The organism is Nocardiopsis sp. CC223A (assembly GCF_030766825.1).
Taxonomy (GTDB): Bacteria; Actinomycetota; Actinomycetes; order Streptosporangiales; family Streptosporangiaceae; genus Nocardiopsis.
In genome coordinates this window covers 1-14,694 of sequence record NZ_JASFDV010000058.1, presented here as the reverse complement: position 1 = coordinate 14,694, position 14,694 = coordinate 1, and the positions used below count along the sequence as shown (strand labels likewise).

General features: G+C 71.1%; 11 protein-coding genes. 1 reads left to right on the top strand and 10 read right to left on the bottom strand.

Annotated elements, in window-relative coordinates:
• Window positions 1-8 precede the first annotated feature (8 nt).
• The 9 genes from QJS33_RS21195 to QJS33_RS21155 form a co-directional block, all read right to left on the bottom strand.
• A complete protein-coding gene (locus QJS33_RS21195; protein ID WP_306369783.1) occupies window positions 9-161 on the bottom strand; it encodes a hypothetical protein in 153 nt (50 codons plus the stop codon).
• A 26-nt stretch (window positions 162-187) separates the two neighbouring features.
• Window positions 188-2,173, bottom strand: coding sequence for a glycerophosphotransferase (locus tag QJS33_RS21190; RefSeq protein WP_306369782.1), 1,986 nt, complete (start codon window positions 2,171-2,173; stop codon window positions 188-190).
• Window positions 2,170-3,579: a bifunctional cytidylyltransferase/SDR family oxidoreductase gene (locus tag QJS33_RS21185; RefSeq protein WP_306369781.1), complete on the bottom strand. Its 1,410-nt coding sequence runs from the start codon at window positions 3,577-3,579 to the stop codon at window positions 2,170-2,172. The genes QJS33_RS21190 and QJS33_RS21185 overlap by 4 nt, the downstream gene beginning before the upstream one ends.
• A gap of 312 nt (window positions 3,580-3,891) precedes the next feature.
• Window positions 3,892-5,940 (bottom strand): glycerophosphotransferase, encoded by a 2,049-nt coding sequence (locus QJS33_RS21180; protein WP_306369780.1) that lies wholly within the window; start codon window positions 5,938-5,940, stop codon window positions 3,892-3,894.
• On the bottom strand, window positions 5,937-7,394 hold the full coding sequence (locus QJS33_RS21175; protein ID WP_306369779.1) for a bifunctional cytidylyltransferase/SDR family oxidoreductase: 1,458 nt from the start codon (window positions 7,392-7,394) through the stop codon (window positions 5,937-5,939). Before QJS33_RS21175 ends, QJS33_RS21180 begins: the two co-directional genes overlap by 4 nt.
• A gap of 492 nt (window positions 7,395-7,886) precedes the next feature.
• Window positions 7,887-9,506, bottom strand: coding sequence for an NCS1 family nucleobase:cation symporter-1 (locus QJS33_RS21170; RefSeq protein ID WP_306369778.1), 1,620 nt, complete (start codon window positions 9,504-9,506; stop codon window positions 7,887-7,889).
• Window positions 9,507-9,784: 278 nt separating this feature from the next.
• Window positions 9,785-10,798 (bottom strand): TIGR03842 family LLM class F420-dependent oxidoreductase, encoded by a 1,014-nt coding sequence (locus tag QJS33_RS21165; RefSeq protein ID WP_306369777.1) that lies wholly within the window; start codon window positions 10,796-10,798, stop codon window positions 9,785-9,787.
• Between the two features lie 10 nt (window positions 10,799-10,808).
• On the bottom strand, window positions 10,809-12,200 hold the full coding sequence (hydA, locus tag QJS33_RS21160) for a dihydropyrimidinase (protein WP_306369776.1): 1,392 nt from the start codon (window positions 12,198-12,200) through the stop codon (window positions 10,809-10,811).
• Between the two features lie 9 nt (window positions 12,201-12,209).
• The gene (locus tag QJS33_RS21155) at window positions 12,210-13,052 is read right to left on the bottom strand and encodes a nitrilase-related carbon-nitrogen hydrolase (RefSeq protein ID WP_306369775.1); all 843 of its coding nucleotides are present in this window, start codon (window positions 13,050-13,052) and stop codon (window positions 12,210-12,212) included.
• Between the two features lie 333 nt (window positions 13,053-13,385).
• Between QJS33_RS21155 and QJS33_RS21150 the strand changes: the two genes are divergently transcribed.
• Entirely contained in the window at window positions 13,386-13,841 is a 456-nt protein-coding gene (locus QJS33_RS21150; RefSeq protein ID WP_306369774.1) for a flavodoxin family protein, read from the top strand.
• 78 nt (window positions 13,842-13,919) lie between these two features.
• Here the strand turns inward: QJS33_RS21150 and QJS33_RS21145 are convergent.
• On the bottom strand, window positions 13,920-14,694 hold a 775-nt coding region (locus QJS33_RS21145; RefSeq protein ID WP_306369773.1), incomplete at its 5' end, for a hypothetical protein.

Here is a 14,694-nt window from a genome sequence, read left to right as displayed (position 1 = left end):
GCTTCGGGTCAGGGGAGCAGAGAGGACAGGGCGCCTTGGGGCAGACCTGCCAGGAACGCGCCGGCGGCGTCCTGTGCCCGGGCGCGCTCCTCCTCGTCCGCTTCGGGGATGTGGCGGATCAGGCGCTGTAGGTCGTCGGGGATCGACGTCTTCGTTGCCATCTGGGGAATTCGGTTCCTTCCGGGAGTCAGACGCCGACAGACGTGTTGTCCGACTCTGTGGAGTCCAGCGGCCGCAGCTCCGCGGCGCGTTCGTAGAGGTCGTCCACGGCGGCGGTGAAGCGGCTCATGGAGCTGGTGTCCGACGGCCCGAGCAGGTAGGTGCGCAGCTCACGGCGGTGCTCCTCCATATCGTCGGCGCCCTCCAGGTGCACGGCGGCCAGGGCGGTGTCCAGCCCGGTACCGTCGGGGCCGAGCAAGTAGGCCGCACTCGACGTCGGGTGCTTGACCCGGAACTCCTCGTGCGTGATGCCCTCGCAGTTGGTGATCGCGTAGGGCTTCTCGGTGGCGACGAAGTCGGCCACCACGCTGGAGATGTCGCTGATCAGCAGGTCGGCCTGGTTGAAACAGGAGTACAGCGACGGGCGCGGCCCCTGGATGACCAGGTGCGCGGTGTCGGGCCGGCCCTCCCAGTACACCCGGTGCCATTCCTCGGTGAGGACGGCCAGCTTCTCGATGAGCGCGGGGTCGGCCTTGCCCTCCTCGCGCGAGTTGTGGGCCTCGTCGGTGGTGCCCCGGTCGTCGTCGAAGGCGGCCAGGCGGCGGTCGAGCGCCGCCAGCTCACGGGTGTCCCGCTCGCCGTGCCCGGCGGCCCTGTTCGCGGCCTCCAACAGCGCGACGATCTTCTGGTGCGCCCGGCGCGCCCGGTCCGAGCGGATGCCGGTGAACGGGTGCGGCTTGTACAGCACGCGCACCCCGGGCTCGGCCTTCAGCAACTGAGCGATCAGGGTGGGGCCCGCGTCGATCAGGGAGGTGTTGCCGGGGTCGTCGGTCCACCCCTCCCAGGTCGGCGCGTACAGCACGGTGCGGACGGCGTTGGGCGCGGTGTCGGTGCGGACCGAGTCCAGCTGGGGGCGGCCCACCTCGACGATCTCGTCGGTGCGCACGCCCACCTGGGCGCGCACGTACCGGTCCAGCCCGGCCCGGCCGGCGGTCCACACCTCGTCGTAGACCTTGCTGAACGGGTTGACGCTGGCGATCTTGTCGCTGTCGCCGTGCCCGATGAACACGTGCTTGATCATCGGGTTGCGCAGCATGTGGATGTTCTTGCCGGTGTTGGCCGGGTACAGGGCCACCCGCGCCGGGCCGAAGTCCAGTGCCATCAGGTCGGTGGCGGCCGGGACGCACAGCACCGGGACGGAGGTCGGCGCCAGTTGGGCGGCGATCACGCGCTCGCGCAGGACGATGACCCCGCGCCGGGGCAGCCGCGCCATGGTGTCCAGCCACATGTTCACCTGGTAGGCAGAGTCGGCCGAACCGGAGAAGTACAGGACGACCTCGGGCCGGTAGGAGTCCAGCCAGGACTGGGCGAACTCCATGACCTTCTCAGGGGAGGGGATGGTGCGGGCGCGCCGGATGTGCCACGCCAGCATCAGCAGTCCGAGGACGGTGACGCCCAGGGTCAGCACGGCACCGGCCGCGACGGCCCAGGCCGACCCGAACCACACGTACCCCACGACGCCGAACACCAGGAAGGCGTCCAGCGGCAGCAGCCGGCTCATCGGCTCGCGTACCAGGGGCATCGGCGGGCTGTCGGGGATGTTCAGCGCGCTCAGGTCGATGTTGCGGGTGACGATCGGCAGCTTGCGCTCCGCGCGCAGCACCCGGGCGGCGATGCCCGCGACCAACTGGAGACCGAAGAGCAGCAGGAACACCAACAGGACCATGCCGATGCCGGTGGAGGTGGCCGTGGTCGTGGTGATGAGCAGGCCCAGAGCGAGCAGCTGGCGCAGCAGGGCACGCGAGGTGATGCCCAGGCGGATCTGCTGGATCAGCTTGGCCAGGTCCTGGAGCCGGTGCAGCAGCAGCGCGTCCATGGCGTAGCTGCCCGCCGCGCCGACGGCGAAGACCCACCAGGATTCGGCGATGACGCCGGTGAGCATCACCAGGTAGGTGAGCCCGAGCAGGGCGGCCCCCAGGAGCGTGGCCCGGCTGAGGTTGCGGAAGTTGTTCACTTGGCGCTCCCGGTGCCGATGCCGGGCAGGTCCTCGCGGCGGACGTCGACGACGTGGCCGGTGAGGTCGGACAGCAGCACGTCCAGCGACGTCGTGGCCACCTTCTCGGCGCTGAGCAGCGTCCCGGCGGGCTCCTCGCCGAACGCCTTGACCCGCATGGGCGTCTGGGTGCGCTCGGGGTTGATGCAGTTGATGCGCACGCCGTCCTCGGACCACTCGTCGGCCAGGGCCTGGGTCAGGTTGACGGTCGCCGCCTTGGTGGAGGAGTACAGGCTGTACTCGCCGCGTCCGCGCGTGTAGGAGCTGGACGTGTAGAGCAGCAGCTGCCCCTTGGTCTGGGCCAGGTACGGGAAGGCGGCGCGGGCGATGTGCACCGGGGCCAGGTAGTTGACCCGCAGCGCCTCCTCGATGACGGAGTCGTCGGTCTGGTCGAGGCGGCCGATGCGCAGCACCCCGGCGGTGTTGACGACGTAGTCGATACGGCCCGTCGCGGAGTGCGCCTGCTCCAGTGCCCCGGCGATGTCGGCCGGGTTGGCCACGTCGGTGCGGGTGGCGCTGCGCGAGTAGCGGAAGACCCGGGCGCCGTGCTTCTCCGCCAGGTCGGCGATCCCCGCGCCGATGCCGTAGCTGCCGCCGAACACCACCACCGTCTTGCCGGAGAGCCGGGCGGCGTAGTCCTCTTCGGTGAACTCGGGGGTGGCGGCCGAGGAGAGCTGGAAGAGCTTGTCGGCGATGAAGATGTCGACCGGCTGGGTCACCTTCATGTTCTGCTCCTCGCCCGCGACCACGTGGATCGGCACCTCGGGCGCGTAGCGCAGGACCACGGTGCAGTCGTCGGTGGCCTCGAAACCCGGGTCGGCCCACGCCTTGGCGTAGGCGTCGCGGATCGTGGAGAGGCGGAACCCCTGCGGGGTCTGGCCGCGGCGCAGCCGGGAGCGGGTGGGGACGTCGGTGATGACGTCGTCGTCCACCTCGATGATGGTGTCCGAGGACGGGATGGCCACGTCGACCGCCCGGTAGGTCTCCAGGGCGGTGACGCAGTCGTCGATGACCCGCTGGGACAGCAGGGGGCGCACCGCGTCGTGGAAGAGCACGTTGGTGTTCTCCGCCGAGTAGTGCGACAGGGCGTCCAGGGCGAGCTGGGTGGTGGCGTTGCGGGAGGTCCCGCCCGGCAGCACCCGGGTGACCTTCCCCAGACCGGCCTTGCGCACGATGGCCTCGGCGTCGTTCACGAAACCGGGGTTCATCATCACGATGACCTCGTCCACCCGTGGAGCCTGCTCGAACAGCTCCAAGGTGTGCTCCAGGATCGTCTTCCCGGCGATCTTCAGGAGCTGCTTGGGCGTAGCCAGACCGATGCGCTGGCCGCTGCCGCCGGCCAGGACGACGGCGACGGTGCGGGTCACGGATCGGGCTACGGGCTCGGTGGCATGACTGGACAAGGGTGGACTCCGATAAGGGAAGTAAGGGCGGGGTGGTGCCTCAGGGGAAGCTCGGGGAGGTCGATGCACGACCGGCCCCTGCTCTGGGAGACTTCACCGGGCAGATGAAAAGACGCTTTAACAGGATATGGGGTTTACCTGTGGTTTGTGAGTTAGATGACTCACGGACCGATTCAGGTGACGATCAGGTCACAGGAAGCGGTGTGAGGACGAGGATGACGAGAGGGGGCCGCGCGCTGTTCGCGCGGCCCCCTCATCACGGTTCCGGAACGGGTTTCAGACCGCTTTCCCCGCGTCGGGCACGTTGACCGGGACCGCGGTGCCCGTCCTCTCGCCCGGATCCTCCCCGCGGAACGGGTCGGCCGGGACCGGCTCGGCGAAGGTGCCGGGCGGGAAGTCCCGCAGCCCCCGCCCGTACAGGTCGTCCACGGCCGCGGAGAACCGGGTCTGGGCGTCCGGTTCGTCCGGGCCCAGCAGGTACTCCCTGAGGATCTCCCGGCGCCGAGCCATGGCGTCGTCCGCCGGCTCCCGGGCGGCCGAGAGGACCTCGTCCAGGCCGGACAGCCCGGGCCGCAGCAGGTACCCGGCCCCCGCGGACGGGTACTGTGCGCGGAACTCCTCGTCCGCGGTGTCCCACAGGTCCGCGATGGCGTACGGCTTGCCGCTGGCGATGAAGTCGGCCACCACGCTGGAGATGTCGCTGACCATCGCGTCCGACTCGTTGAAGCACGAGAACAGCGTCGGGAACGGGTCGGTGACCACGTGGTGGCGCAGCGGCCCGGCCGACCTCCAGTACAGGTCGTGCCACTGCCGCAGCAGGTCCCGGTATCCGGCCAGGTCGGCCCCGGTCAGGTTCCGCTCCGAGGACTCCTCCCGGAACCCCTCGATCCGCGCCCGCAGCTCCGCCAGCAGCCGCTCGGCCTCCGGAGGTACCGGGTCCAGGCGGCGGTTGTGCGCGGTGACCGCCTCCACGATCCGCCGGTGCGCCGCCGCGGCGCGCGGGGACCGCTTGCCCAGCAGCGGGTGCGGTTTGTAGATGAGCCGCACCGGCTCGCCGCCGGCCAGCAGCCGCTCCACCAGCTCCACGCCCACGGTGTCGGCCGAGGTCAGGTAGTTGTTGTCGTCCACGCCCTCCCAGGTGGGCGCGTAGATCACGGTGGGCACCGACCGTTCGGCCGCCGAGCGCGGACCCTCGACCACGTCCAGCTGCGGGCGGCCCACCTCCACCACGTCGCGGTCGTCGATGGCGTGCCGGACCCGGCGGTAGCGCTCGCGCCCGCCGCGGCCGGCCACCCAGATCTCGTCGAAGATCCGGCTGACCCGGTTGCTGCTGGGCAGCTTGTCGCTGTCGCCGTGCCCGATGAACACGTGCTTGATCTCGGCGCGCTGCACCAGGTGGATGTTCTTGCCCGCGTTGCCCGGGTACAGGGCCACCCGCACCGTGGACAGGTCCAGGGCGGCCAGGTCGTCGGCGCGCGGCACGCACACGACCGGCAGGGACGTCGGCTCCAGGTGCGGCAGGTTGGCGTGCTCGCGGAACACCACCAGGGCCCGCCGGTCCAGCCGCTCGATCGCCTCCAGCCACATGTTGGCCTGGTAGACGCCGTTCTGGCTGCCCACGCCGAACGTGAAGTACAGGACCACCTCGGGCCGGTACGCGCGCAGCCGCTCGTTGACCTCTTCGATGACCTGCGCGTCGGAGGGGAAGCGCAGGTGCGCCAGGAACGTCGGCACGGTGGCCAGCGCCAGCACCAGGACCGCGCCCGCGCTCAGGGCGGCGCCACCGATCGCGAGCCACTCCGGGCCGCCGGCCAGGTGCGCCACCCCGCCCGTCACCAGGGCGATGTCGGCGAGGAAGACGCGGTTCATCGGCAGCCCGTGCACGAACCGGGGGACCCGGGGCAGGTTCAGCGCCGACAGGTCCAGGTTGCGGGTCCGCACCGGCAGCCGGGAGCGGCGCAGGATCTGCATCCGCATCAGGTCGTAGCCCAGGGACAGGACGAAGAACGCGGCCATCCCCGCGAACGTCGACCAGTAGGCGGCGGTGCCGATCGCCCCCACGGACACGTACAGGGCGATCAGCAGGATCTGCCGTAGCAGCATCCGCACGGTGAGCCCCACCCGGATGCGGCTGAGCACCTTGGTCAGCACGGTGACGCGCTGGGCGACCAGCCACTCGGTGGTGTACAGGACCAGGGCCAGCACCCCGAACACCCAGACCTGTGCCATGGCCACCTCGACGGCCTGGAGCAGGAGGGACGCCCCCATGGCAGCCAGGACCGCCAGCGCGGTGCCGTCCACCCCCAGATGACGGAGCCGGTTCACTTCGCCTCCCCCGTCCCGCGTGTCCGCGCGGCGGCCACCGGGTCCTCGCGGCGGACGTCGACGACGTGGCCGGTGAGGTCGGACAGCAGCACGTCCAGGGAGGTACGGGCCACCTTCTCGGCGCTGAGCAGGGTCCCGGCGGGCTCCTCGCCGAAGGCCTTCACCCGCATCGGGGTGCGGGTGCGTTCGGGGTTGATGCAGTTGATGCGCACGCCGTCCTCGGACCACTCGTCCGCCAGGGCCTGGGTCAGGTTGACCGTGGCGGCCTTGGTGGAGGAGTACAGGCTGTACTCGGCCCGGCCCCGGGTGTAGGAGCTGGACGTGTACAGGAGCAGCTGCCCCTCGGTCTGGGCCAGGTACGGGAAGGCGGCGCGGGCGATGTGCACCGGGGCCAGGTAGTTGACCCGCAGCGCCTCCTCGATCGCCTCCGGGGCGGTGGCGTCCAGCCGCCCGATGCGCAGCACCCCGGCGGTGTTGACCACGTGGTCGACGCGGCCCGTCGCGGAGTGCGCCTGCTCCAGGGCGGCGGCGACCTGGGCGGGGTCGGCCACGTCGGTGCGGGTGGCGCTGCGCGAGTAGCGGAAGACCCGGGCGCCGTGCTTCTCCGCCAGGTCGGCGACCTCGGCACCGATCCCGTGGCTGCCGCCGAACACCACCACGGTCCGCCCGCCGAGCAGCCGGTCGCGGTCCTGGTCGGTGAACTCGGGGGTGTCCGACGAGGAGAGCTGGAAGAGCTTGTCGGCGATGAAGATGTCGACCGGCTGGGTCACCTTCATGTTCTGCTCCTCGCCCGCGACCACGTGGATCGGGGTGCCGGGGGAGTAGCGCAGGACCACGGTGCAGTCGTCGGTGGCCTCGAAGCCCGGGTCGGCCCAGGCGCGCTCGTAGGCGTCGCGGATGGCGGACATCCGGAACCCCTGCGGGGTCTGGCCGCGGCGCAGCCGGGAGCGGGTGGGCACCTCGGTGATGACGTCGTCGTCCACCTCGATGATGGTGTCCGAGGACGGGATCGCCACGTCGACCGCGGTGAAGCGGTCCAGGGAGTCCACGCAGTCGTCGATGACCCGCTGGGACAGCAGGGGGCGCACCGCGTCGTGGAAGAGCAGGTTGGTGGTGTCCACGGGCAGGTGGGCCAGGGCGTCCAGGGCGAGCTGGGTGGTGGCGTTGCGGGAGGTCCCGCCCGGCAGCACCCGGGTCACCTTGGTGAATCCGGCTTTGCGCACGATGGCCTCGGCATCGCTCACGAAGCCGGGGTTCATCATCACGATGACCTCGTCCACGCGCGGAGCCCGCTCGAAGACGTCGAGCGTGTGCTCCAGGATCGTCTTCCCGGCGATCTTCAGCAACTGCTTGGGCGTCGCCAGGCCGATGCGCTGGCCGCTGCCGCCGGCCAGGACGACCGCGACCGTCCTCGTGGCGGGCGCGGGCCGTGGAAAGGTGCTGTTCTCAGGCAAGGTCGTCTCCCTCTTCGCGAAGAGTTGGGGGATGTACTGCCCGACCTTGGGGGAAACGTGCGGGTTCCGGGCACGAGAGGTCGAGGGGCACGGGGCGGCCCCCGGTCGGGGGCCGCACGCCGTGCGCCGTTCGTCGTAGATCGGTTCGCTGTTCCTATCGCCTTAACCCGTTGTTCGGGTTCCGGTGTGAATGGGACGAAGATCCCGGTCGGCGGGTTGTCCGCCGTCGATGGGGGTCTTCGCCGCGCCGAGTGGCCCCCATCGGGTGTCGCCCGAGGAGAAACCCTGTTGACCTGGTCAGATGCCGCCAGGGGTGGTCTGGTTTTCGACGGTACCCGCGCTCGGACACCGGTCACGACCGGATAACGCATGCTCCACGTCACGGTGACGCGAAAGGCGGCGGTACGGAACCCGACGGCGGGGAACGGCGCGGGGGCCGCACCGGACGGTGCGGCCCCCGCGGGAGCGGATCGGGGCGGTGCCCCGGGAGGGTCAGGCGCCGGTCTTCTCCGGCTCGCCCTGACCGGGTCCGGCGGCGGCCGGGGCCGCCCCGGCCGTGCCGCCGTCCGTGATCCGCACCGGTGCCACCAGGTTCAGCACCCAGTACAGCAGGAAGGCGCTGATGAGGCCGACCACCCAGCCGTAGTCGGCCAGCGGGGACAGCAGCGGGATCAGGCCGTCCTCGGGGAACGGGCCCAGCCGGGCGCCGGTGGCCGCGTCCACACCCGAGTGGGAGCCGCCCACGGCCAACAGGGTGCCGGTGCCGAACGCGGCCAGCGCCCGCCAGTTCCAGCCGCCGCCGTACCAGTACTGCGACCCGCGCCGGTACAGGCCGGTCAGGTCCAGCCGGGTCCGGCGGACCACCCAGTAGTCGGCGAGCAGGATGCCCGCCACCGTGCCCAGGACACCGCCGACGGTGCCCAGCCAGGTGAAGATGTAGATGTTCTCGTTCTCCAGCAGCCGCCACGGGAAGATGAGCACGCCCAGGAAGCAGGTGATGATCGCCCCGGTGCGGAAGCCGATCAGGCGCGGCGCCAGGTTGGCCAGGTCGTAGGCCGGGCCCACCAGGTTCGCGGCGATGTTGGTGGAGATCGTCGCCAGCAGCACCACGAAGATCGCGAACAGCAGGCCCAGGCCGCTGCCCATCTGCGCCACGATGTCGATCGGGTTCCACAGCGGCTCGCCGTACACCACGGCGGTGCCCGCCGTCACCATGACCGCCAGCAGCGAGAACAGGGTCATCGTGGTGGGCAGGCCCAGGGACTGGCCCACCGTCTGGGCGCGCTGGGAGCCGGAGAAGCGGGTGAAGTCGCTGATGTTCAGGGTCAGCGTGGACCAGAAGCCGATGACGCCCATGAGGGACGGGAAGAACAGCGCCCAGAACGCCGGGCTCCAGTCGAGGCCCTCGGGGGCGGCGGCGAGCATGGCGCCCGCGCCGCCCGCCTCCACGGCCATCCACACCAGCAGGGCCGCGCCGCCGACGATCATCAGCGGGGCCGCCCACACCTGCACCCTGCGGACACCCTCCATGCCCCACAGGATGATGGCCACCTGCACCACCCAGAACACGGCGAAGGACAGCCACAGGGTCCACGGGTTGCCGCCGACCTCGGCGGCGTCCAGCCAGCCCTCGCCGAACAGCCGACCGGCGAGCACGTACACTCCCTGTCCGCCCACCCAGGTCTGGATGCCGAACCAGCCGCAGGCGACGGCGCCGCGCAGCAGCGCGGGGAGGTTGGCGCCGCGCAGGCCGAAGGAGGCGCGCGCGAACACCGGGAAGGGGATGCCGTACTTGGCGCCGGCGTGGCCGGTCAGCACCATCGGCACCAGCACGATGACGTTGCCCAGGAGGATGCAGAGCATCGCCTGGCGCCAGTCCATGCCCGCGGCGATCAGCCCGCTGGCCAGGGTCCAGGCGGGGATGCTCACCGACATGCTCACCCACAGGGCGGTGAAGCTGCCGGTTCCCCAGGTGCGCCGGGACATCGGCACCGGTTGGAGGTCCTCGTTGACGTAGGGGCTCTCGGGCATGGACGCGCCCTCGGCCAGGGAGACGCGGCCGTCGGGGTGGGTGACGGCGCTGGGTTCCGGGGAGGGTGGGGCTTGGGTCACGGGTCACCTGCTCTTCGGTGATACGGGGGATCGGGGGTGGGCACGGCGTCGGGCCCACCGGTGGCGGGTCGCGGGTCGCGGCGGAGCGTGGGGTCCGCCGGACCCGTTGCGGACCGTCGGACATCCCGGCACGTCACCGTGGATGTTCCGGGGGAGTGCGGTGGCCGCCGTACCCGCTCCGGCATTGTGCGCGCCCCGTACGTCCTGCGTGTTCCGGGCGGGGCACCCGTCGGTGAAATCCCGTGCCCCGGGGTCCGGCGGACCCCGGGGCGGGCGGATCAGATCCCGGATACGGCGGGGACCACGTCGCGCCCGTAGGCGTCGATGACCCCGTCCACGTCGTCGTGCATCGCGTAGACCGCGAACTGGTCCACGCCCACCGCGCGCAGCCGCTCCAGCTTGGCCACGTGCTCCTTCACCGGACCCAGCAGGCAGAACCGGTCCACCACGCTGTCGGGGACGAACTCGGTGTCGGGGTTGTCGGCCCGGCCGTGGTGGCTGTAGTCGTAGCCCTGCCGGGCCTCGATGTAGTCGGTCAGCTCCTGGGGGACCGCCCCCGTGTGCCCGTACCGCGCCACCAGGTCGGCGACGTGGTTGCCCACCATCCCGCCGAACCAGCGGCACTGCTCGCGGGCGTGCGCCAGCCCCTGCTCCGACCCGTCGGTGACGTAGGCCGGGGCGGCCACGCACACCGTGATGTCGTCCGGGTCGCGGCCCGCGTCGGCCGCGGCCGACCGCACCGCCTTGACCATCCATTCCGTCAGGTACGGGTCGGCCAGCTGGAGGATGAACCCGTCGGCCTGCCGCCCCACCAGCTCCAGGGCCTTGGGCCCGTAGGCGCCCATCCAGACCGGCAGCGACCCGTCGCGCACCCACGGGATGCGCATGGCCGCCCCGTCCACGTCCGCCTCCCGGCCCTCGGCCAGGTCCTTGATGGCGGTCATGGCCCTGGACAGCCGGGCCAGGGTGGCGGGGCTGCGCCCGGCCACCCGCATCGCCGAGTCGCCGCGGCCGATCCCGCACACCGTCCGGTTGCCGAACATGTCGTTCAGGGTCGCGAACAGGGAGGCGGTCACCTCCCAGGTGCGGGTGCCCGGGTTGGTCACCATCGGGCCCACCACGAGGTTCTCGGTGCGTTCCAGGACGCGGCTGTAGATGACGAACGGCTCCTGCCACAGCACCACCGAGTCGAACGTCCACCCGTGGGTGAAGCCGAGCCGGTCGGCCCGTGCCATCCGGTCCACCAGCAGGTCGGCGGGCGGATCGGTCTGGAGGACGAGTCCGATGTCCATGTGCTCCCTCTCAGATCAGGTACTGGCAGGTGCCGCGGGTCAGGTAGCGGCCGTGCCCGGCCGCGCCGAGGTACTCGCCGCCGTCCACGACGACCCGGCCGCGGGAGAGCACGGTGCGGGCCCGGCCCGTCACCCGCCTGCCCTCGTACGCGGAGTAGTCCACGTTCATGTGGTGCGTCTCGGCGGACATCACGTGCTCGGCGTTCGGGTCGTAGACCACGATGTCGGCGTCGGCGCCCGGGGCGATGGTGCCCTTGCGCGGGTAGAGCCCGAACATGCGGGCCGGGGTGGCGCAGGCCAGCTCGATCCACCGGCGGCGGTCGATGCGGCCGTCCAGGACCGCCTGGTGCAGCAGGTCCATCCGGTTCTCCACCCCCGGCAGGCCGTTGGGGATCTTGGAGAAGTCGCCCCGGCCCAGTTCCTTCTGCCCGCTGAAGCAGAACGGGCAGTGGTCGGTGGAGACCACGGACAGGTCGTCGGTGCGCAGCGCCCGCCACAGCAGGTCCTGGTGCTCCTGCGGCCGCAGCGGTGTCGAGCACACGTACTTGGCGCCCTCGAAGTCGGGCCGGGCCAGGTCGTCCACGGAGAGGAACAGGTACTGCGGACAGGTCTCGCCGAACACGTTGAGCCCCAGGTCGCGGGCGCGGGCCAGCTCCTCCACGGCCTCGCCCGCGGACACGTGCACCACGTACAGCGGCGCCCCGGCCACCCGGGCCAGCTGGATGGCGCGGTGGGTGGCCTCCGATTCCAGCAGGGCCTTGCGGACCTCGCCGTGGTAGCGGGGGTCGGTCTTCCCGGCCGCCAGCGCCTGTTCGACGAGCACGTCGATGGCGATGCCGTTCTCGGCGTGCATCATGGTCAGCGCGCCGTTGGCGGCGCCGCGCTGCATGGCCCGCAGGATCTGCCCGTCGTCGCTGTAGAACACGCCCGGGTAGGCCATGAACATCTTGAACGAGGTGATGCCCTCGTCCACGAGCACGTCCATCTCCTTCAGCGACGACTCGTTGACGTCGGACAGGATCGCGTGGAACCCGTAGTCGATCGCGCAGTTGCCCTCGGCCTTGGCCAGCCAGGCGTCCACCCCGGAACGCACCGCCTGCCCCGGGCTCTGCACCGCGAAGTCGATGATGGTCGTGGTGCCGCCCCAGGCGGCCGCCCGGGTCCCGGTCTCGAAGGTGTCGGAGGCGAAGGTGCCGCCGAACGGCAGCTCCATGTGGGTGTGCGCGTCCACCCCGCCCGGGATGACGTAGTGCCCGGCGGCGTCGATGACCTCGGCGTCCATCCCGGCCCAGGTGCCGGGCAGGGCCAGGGCGGCGACCTTCCCGTCCTCGATGAGGACGTCGGCCTCCAGTTCGTCGGCGGCGGTGACGACCAGGCCGCCGGTGATGAGGGTGCGTCCCATGGCCGTCCCCTAACCCTCGGCCAGGGGCCCGTAGGCGTCCGGGCGGCGGTCGCGGTAGAAGGCCCACTGGGTGCGGACCTCGTCGATCAGGTCGAAGTCGAGGTCGCGCACGACCAGCTCGGGGGCGGTGTCGGAGGCGACGTCCCCCACGAACTGCCCGCGCGGGTCCACGAAGTAGCTGGTGCCGTAGAAGTCGTTGTCGCCGTACTCCTCCCGACCGACCCGGTTGATGGCGGCGACGAAGTACTCGTTGGCGACCGCCGAGGCGGGCTGCTCCAGCTGCCACAGGTACGCGGACAGGCCACGGCTGGTCGCCGACGGGTTGTACACCAGCTGTGCCCCGGCCAGCCCGAGCGCCCGCCAGCCCTCCGGGAAGTGGCGGTCGTAGCAGATGTAGACGCCCACCCGGCCGACCGCGGTGTCGAACACCGGCCAGCCCAGGTTGCCGGGGCGGAAGTAGTACTTCTCCCAGAACCCCTTGACCTGCGGGATGTGGTGCTTGCGGTACTTGCCCAGATAGGTGCCGTCGGCGTCGATGACGGCGGCGGTGTTGTAGTAGAACCCGGGCTTCTCGATCTCGAACACGGGCAGCACCATCACCATGTTCAGCTCCCGGGCCAGGGCCTGGAAGCGGGTGACGGTGGGGCCGTCGGGGACGCTCTCGGCCCACCGGTAGTGCTCGGCCTCCTGTACCTGGCAGAAGTAGGGGGCGTTGAACACCTCCTGGAAGCCGATGATCCGCGCCCCCTGGGCGGCGGCGTCGCGCGCGTATTTCTCGTGGGCGGCGAGCATGGAATCGGTGTCGCCGGTCCACTCTGTCTGGACGAGTGCGGCACGGACGATGTGCGGCATGGTTCCCCTCGTTCCTCCGTGGCCGTCGTGGTCGGCCCGGAACGGTCGGTGCGTCCGCGTATGCCCTGCTGGCACGCGGGGTGTCGGCGGGGCGGTGCGCTATGAGAATCGCACCATAGAGAGAGGGGAATGGCGGGTCAATATCCGACATCCTTGCGAACAGGATTCCTCCGTGTTGCACGATTTCGCAAAAACGCCCAATAGGGGCGGATGTCCTTTTTCTGAGTGCAACTATTTGGAGGAAGATCCAGGTTTTACCGCTTTGCGGTGCGTGGATTTCATACTTCCCTCCACAGCTCGGGGCGTCCTCGGGCGAAGCCCTAGGGTGACGGCATGGCACAACTGCTCATCGTTCACCACACCGTCTCCCCGGCCACCCAGGAACTGCTGGAGGCGGTGCTGGAGGGGGCGCGCGACGACGAGATCGAGGACGTGGAGGTCGTCGCCCGCCCGGCACTGGCGGCCTCGGTCGCCGACGCGCTGTCGGCCGACGCCGTGGTCCTGGGGACGCCCGCCAACATCGGGTACATGTCGGGCGCCCTCAAGTACTGGTTCGACCTCGTCTACTACCCGGCCCTGTCGGCCGGCCGCACCGTGCCCTACGCCCTGTACGTGCACGGCAACGACGACACCGCGGGGGCGGTGCGCGCCGTCGAGGGCATCGCCAAGGGCATGGGCTGGGCCCGCCACCGGCCGCCGGTCTCCGTCGTAGGCGCCCCGGCCGCCGCCGACCGCGACGCCTGTCGCGAACTGGGCGCCGTCACCGCACTGGCCGCCCTGGGCGTGTGAACCCCGGGCACGGGGAAGGGCCCCGCCCGCGCACCGCGCGGACCGGGGCCCGAAGACGCCTGCCGTGGTCGTCCGCCCCTACTGGACGGGCACCACGATCGGCTCCTCCATGCCGAAGGAGGGGTCGTAGTGCACCTCGGCCACGGTCACCTCGCCCGCGATGGCGACCTGGCCGCTGACCTGCTCGCCCGGGGCCAGATCGGCCGCCTCGAACTGGGTGATGTCGGCGAAGAGCTCCCAGTCGACGACCTCGGTGCCGTCGTCCAGGATGAAGGTGAAGTACAGCGGGTTGACCGAGAACGGCTCGCCCGAGTCGTTCACGAACGTCACGTCGAGCGCGGTGTAGGTCTCGGCGGGGTCGAGGGTGCCGTTCACGGTGCCCGCGTGGGTCGCCGTCACGGTGACCCCGCCCTCGGCCGGAGGCTCGGCCAGAGCCTCGGTGGGGGCGTCGGTGGGGGTGTCGGTGGGAGCGTCCGGATAGGTGGTCTGGGAGGCCGTGGGGGAGGCGGACGAGGTGCCGCCGCCCTCATCGCCAGCGGACATCGCGATGAGTACGACGGCCACCACCATGATCACCATCAGGCCCAGGATGCCCCCGCCCACGCCGATGCCGACCTTGGCGCCGGTGGACATGCCCTGCTTCCGCTGCGGTGCGCCCGGAGCGCTGTATGGGTTGTAGGGCGCGGTGGGCGCCCCGTAGGGCTGCGGCTGTGAGGGGCCGTAGGGCGCGCCTTGGGGTGTCGGACCCTGAGGTGGGAACGGCCGCGCCGGGGTGTACGGGCCGCTCGGGCCGCCCATACCCGGGTGCGGACCGCTCAGGGGGCCGCTGTTGGAGGCCGGGTCGGGCCCGGGT

Excerpts from the sequence above, each read along its gene's own strand:
- QJS33_RS21195 (WP_306369783.1), bottom strand. The coding sequence starts at position 161 with ATGGCAACGAAGACGTCGATCCCCGACGACCTACAGCGCCTGATCCGC.
- QJS33_RS21165 (WP_306369777.1), bottom strand. The coding sequence starts at position 10,798 with ATGGACATCGGACTCGTCCTCCAGACCGATCCGCCCGCCGACCTGCTG.
- hydA (WP_306369776.1), bottom strand. The coding sequence starts at position 12,200 with ATGGGACGCACCCTCATCACCGGCGGCCTGGTCGTCACCGCCGCCGAC.
- QJS33_RS21155 (WP_306369775.1), bottom strand. The coding sequence starts at position 13,052 with ATGCCGCACATCGTCCGTGCCGCACTCGTCCAGACAGAGTGGACCGGC.
- QJS33_RS21150 (WP_306369774.1), top strand. The coding sequence starts at position 13,386 with ATGGCACAACTGCTCATCGTTCACCACACCGTCTCCCCGGCCACCCAG.